Here is a 4162-nt window from a genome sequence, read left to right as displayed (position 1 = left end):
ATTTAAACTCTTCGTAAAATGGGGTGAGATCACTATATGACAGGTTATTATAATCGATGGTATGGTTTTGTATGACCCTGATCATTGTGGTTGACATGATGACATAAAACACATTTTCCCAACCGCCTCTCTCACCCATAGATTCAAATTTATTCATCTCCTCTTGCATCGCCGCGATAAAATTAAATTCTCTATATTTAGCACGCCTAAACTTCTCTATGGATTCTTTATCGAAGTACTGGGAAAATTGCTGGTTATTTTCAATATTAATTTCATTCTTTAAGCTTTGAAAACTACAGTTTGTTGCTGATGCACTAAAAGGAATTGATAGTGCAATTAAAAAGGAAAGAGCTTTTTTATTCATTTATATTTACCTAGATTCTTACTTACAATCAAAGTTGAAAAATGACTCTATCACAAGCAATATAAATATAAAAAACGCAAAGATCATACTTTTAATTAATTGATAATTTTGAATAACAATAACAAAACAAAGATTTATAAAAACCAAATTATAAAATAAAGAGGAAATGACGAATATAAACAAAAAATAAATTCTATTTATATAAATTATTGATATAAAATGTGGGTAATAGATCAAATAAAAAACTAAATCAGAAGCAAAAATTAAAACATGTATTTAACAAAGAAACTTATTTTAATTACTTAATTTAATTTATAGATAATAATTTAAACTGACACGTATACCAAAGCGCCTGTAAGATACAGGACTAAGAGCGTTGTTATCACATCACGTTATTTTGAAGTTGCTTGGAGGTAACAGAGCATTTCTGCCCTGCAACCCTTTTTGACTTGCCTCAAGTTATTTCAGGTAGCTCGGCGCAAATATACGGGCTCCGCGTCTTTATTATTGGTAAAAGGATAGTTTTCAATAAACGCACTCATCGATTGCTCTGAAGATCCAAAAATCAAATCTGCATTTTTTTGAGCCTGCTCTGTCCAGCGAGATTCAGGGCCAGCAACCACATTGACCGAGATGCCTTTTTTCAAACTGAACGCCTCTGCAGCTCTGCGCAACGCCGTATCTGGCCCGCCTGGACCATAGATATTTACCACCCTATCTTTGGGTTGATGGGTAATCGAAGCGTTTAACTGCGGGGAAGCTATGGCTGACTGCCCTATCATCTGCAACACCAACCCTGCCATAACCATATAACGTCTCATATTTTCTCCTCAAATGAGTAAAGGTTTCGTATAGGAGACGTCGCTAAGCTCTTTTTGGATGCACTTGGAAGTAAATATTTTCAAAAAAACACAATTTTAAATTTACCCATTGATACTTAGAGCTTTTTAAAACGAGAGATTGGAACACCCGTGAATCGGCCCACTGAAAAAATGCGATGACTAAAAATCACCGTTTAACGCTGACCTCATAAAAAGCGGTTTGTTACTTCATGATCTCGCTAGACTATGAAAAAGACATTTCGCAGTTACAAAAACACACAAAGCGAATTACATAATAAATATTAATGTTTTACATATAAAACATACCCCAGATAAGTTTTGGCTCGACCACTCAAACGGAGCCTAATTATGAAACGCTTATTACTTCCACTTCTTTTATCGCAGTTTATCTGTTTACCCGCACTTGCTAACCAAAATAATACGGTTCGTTGTTTAGACAAAGAGCCCGGGACTTGGTTTTCTCATACTGACGGTAAGGATTATTATGTTCTCGCAGAAGGAGAGCTTGACCGAGATAGAGACATTAAAGAAAAAGTTCGCACCATGGAAATCTTGGTTTGTACCTCTCATGTCAGAAATCTAGATTACCTGTTTTATGGTGCGGAGAACTATCAAGGAAAGCTGTATCTCACGAACTATTGGGATACCTCTAATGTTACATCAATGGTTATGATGTTTGATTCTGTGCAGTCAAGATCTGGATTAAGCCTCGACCTGCGAGGATGGGACACCTCAAAAGTGACTAATATGGCCAGACTATTCGCCGGTATCCGCCGCCTACATCTCAGGGGAATCGAACATTGGGATGTCTCGAACGTTGTCAACATGTCTGGTATGTTTGAGTACAGTAATATCACTGGAAACTTTCGGCATTGGGATACTTCAAAAGTTGAAGATATGAGCAAAATGTTCTCTGGGAATAGAGCCATTCTTAATGGTGGTAGCCCGATCTCAGGGCTGGAGCATTTTAATACGGCAAATGTGACAGACATGAGTTATATGTTCTTTAGCGCAGGCCATGTTGATATCAACATCAGTCGCTGGGATACCAGTAACGTGAAAGACATGAGCTATATGTTTGCGCTAACTGAAAAATTTAATAGCAATATTGGTGGTTGGGACACCAGCAAGGTCACCAATATGAGAAGTCTGTTTATGAGTACTGACGCGTTCGATGCTGATATCAGCGAGTGGGACACCTCTAAAGTGACTACAATGCAAGCCATGTTTCATAACGCGAAAAGGTTTAATACGGACCTTACAGAATGGGATGTAAGTAAAGTGACTAATCACGAAAGCTTTGCTGGCTATAACAATACATTTGATCCCAACAACTGGCCTGTATTTAGCAATTAACTTTCATTAAGTTTAGAGACGAATAATGTCTTTGATCCCCAAGTCTCCTTACTGTGCTTGGGGATCTAGTGAGCGATAAATAAAAATTATTCAGGACACATATTTCAGAATGACAAGCCCACCAACTCAAGTGGCAAAATCATTAGCTAAACTGACTTAAAGACCACAAATATTTTAAGATATGACTCCATGTCACTAAAAAAATATGATTTTAAAAAATTGAAAACGCGTTAAATATGAGGGATGGTTAACAATATTGTTAAATTTTGATAGCCTCTCCAGCAGTCAACACATATTGATATCGTACTTTAACTGGAGAGTAATAATAAAAAGGTGAGCACGCTTGGCACCCACAAAGTAAACTTCGAGTAATTCCAACTTTCTCACACTCGTTGATTACAAAATGTCAGGCAGCAAACACCACCTAATGCAGAACACGTTACCTAGGTTACAGGAGCGGATGTTACTATATGTAACTTACAAGTTCTCAACGTAGAACTTCAACCATCATCTTCTCGCTTAAAAAATCACTCAATTCGACTGCTTAGGCAAAGGCTCAACTGATCCTGCAAAAACAACTGGGAACCATTGCCTAAATAACTGCTTAATATTGTTATTTGGATGTTAGGTCCAATCAACCCAAGATAATGCGTATTTGGGGTTGATTATTTTCACTGTCAATTTCAAGATCTAAGTTTTCATGTATATCTTTGACAAACTTGCCAGTATATCCGCCACATATTTTTTATGCTGCGTTTTAACTAAACTTAAAGCTTTAATCGTTAGTGAGTCTCTGACATGCTGAAACTGACGTAATTGGTGAAATTGAGGAAATTGGTTCATTTCACTTGTGAAATTGACATGAGAATCTAGCTGGAAACCTAACTTAGCTCTAAAGCCTACGGACACTGAAAAATCTCTTGTTTTATTGACATCTTCCAGCAGGCCATACTGGTATATAGATAAACCCAACACACGAGCTATAACCTCTGTCGGAATCTGATATTTTTGCCTAAACTGCTTTACAGTTATCGCCACTGAACGATAGTAGTCGATAGCGAAAGCACTCATATCCAACACATCCGGAGGAAGAAGCTGCTCATAACAAGTCAGTAACGGGGAGCTCGAAAGTAGCCGCTCTCGGTAGTCTCGAAAATGCTGTTTAGATTCCTCATCCATGAGTTGTAGAACCATCTCAATATACAGTTCAAATTGCTTCGTCGGTAAACGTCCAAGACAATACAAAGCCTTTACAGCATTGCTATCCATACCACGATAATATTCCTTTACTTTGAGTGCGTAATAGAAACTCGTCATAGGAACCATCATAACCCAAGACATCGCTGCGACCATATGAAGAGGGCGGATAGACGCATAGCTTTGCTGCATATACCGCTTGAGTGTAGAACCTTTGAGACCACTCACTTTTCGTTCCAAATCATCAAAAGATAACCCTTGTGCTCGGCGAACAAAGGAAAGTGAAACCGCTATGTCTGTATCAATAGAGGCGAGCAGCGTGTCCAACATTTGGATACGAGTTTCAGGAACATTCGCTATATCATAGGTAGAAGGCTTAACCATATTACCCTCAAACAGCAAT

4 protein-coding genes are annotated in these 4162 nt (G+C 37.9%); 1 reads left to right on the top strand and 3 read right to left on the bottom strand.

The window, feature by feature from the left end:
• Both RH40_RS15445 and RH40_RS15440 read right to left on the bottom strand, forming a co-directional pair.
• A partial coding sequence (locus RH40_RS15445) for a hypothetical protein (protein ID WP_009602558.1) occupies nt 1-364 on the bottom strand: 364 nt, incomplete at its 3' end.
• Nucleotides 365-828: 464 nt separating this feature from the next.
• Nucleotides 829-1185: a substrate-binding domain-containing protein gene (locus RH40_RS15440; RefSeq protein WP_009602557.1), complete on the bottom strand. Its 357-nt coding sequence runs from the start codon at nt 1183-1185 to the stop codon at nt 829-831.
• A gap of 369 nt (nt 1186-1554) precedes the next feature.
• On the opposite strand from RH40_RS15440, the gene RH40_RS20115 reads away from it, so the two are divergent.
• Nucleotides 1555-2562 carry a BspA family leucine-rich repeat surface protein gene (locus RH40_RS20115; protein ID WP_009602556.1) on the top strand — a complete coding sequence of 336 codons (1008 nt, stop codon included), beginning with the start codon at nt 1555-1557 and terminating at the stop codon, nt 2560-2562.
• A gap of 690 nt (nt 2563-3252) precedes the next feature.
• Here RH40_RS20115 and RH40_RS15430 read toward each other — a convergent pair.
• The gene (locus RH40_RS15430) at nt 3253-4143 is read right to left on the bottom strand and encodes a hypothetical protein (protein WP_039954825.1); all 891 of its coding nucleotides are present in this window, start codon (nt 4141-4143) and stop codon (nt 3253-3255) included.
• Nucleotides 4144-4162 lie beyond the last annotated feature (19 nt).

The organism is Vibrio caribbeanicus ATCC BAA-2122 (genome assembly GCF_000165125.1).
In the GTDB taxonomy this organism is placed as follows: Bacteria; Pseudomonadota; Gammaproteobacteria; order Enterobacterales; family Vibrionaceae; genus Vibrio; species Vibrio caribbeanicus.
The sequence above is the reverse complement of the archived record's forward strand: the minus strand, read 5'-3'. Positions and strand labels throughout refer to the sequence as shown.

Bases quoted from the DNA above. Each gene is read 5' to 3' on its own strand.
- RH40_RS20115 (WP_009602556.1), top strand. From the start codon at position 1,555: ATGAAACGCTTATTACTTCCACTTCTTTTATCGCAGTTTATCTGTTTA.
- RH40_RS15430 (WP_039954825.1), bottom strand. From the start codon at position 4,143: ATGGTTAAGCCTTCTACCTATGATATAGCGAATGTTCCTGAAACTCGT.
- RH40_RS15440 (WP_009602557.1), bottom strand. From the start codon at position 1,185: ATGAGACGTTATATGGTTATGGCAGGGTTGGTGTTGCAGATGATAGGG.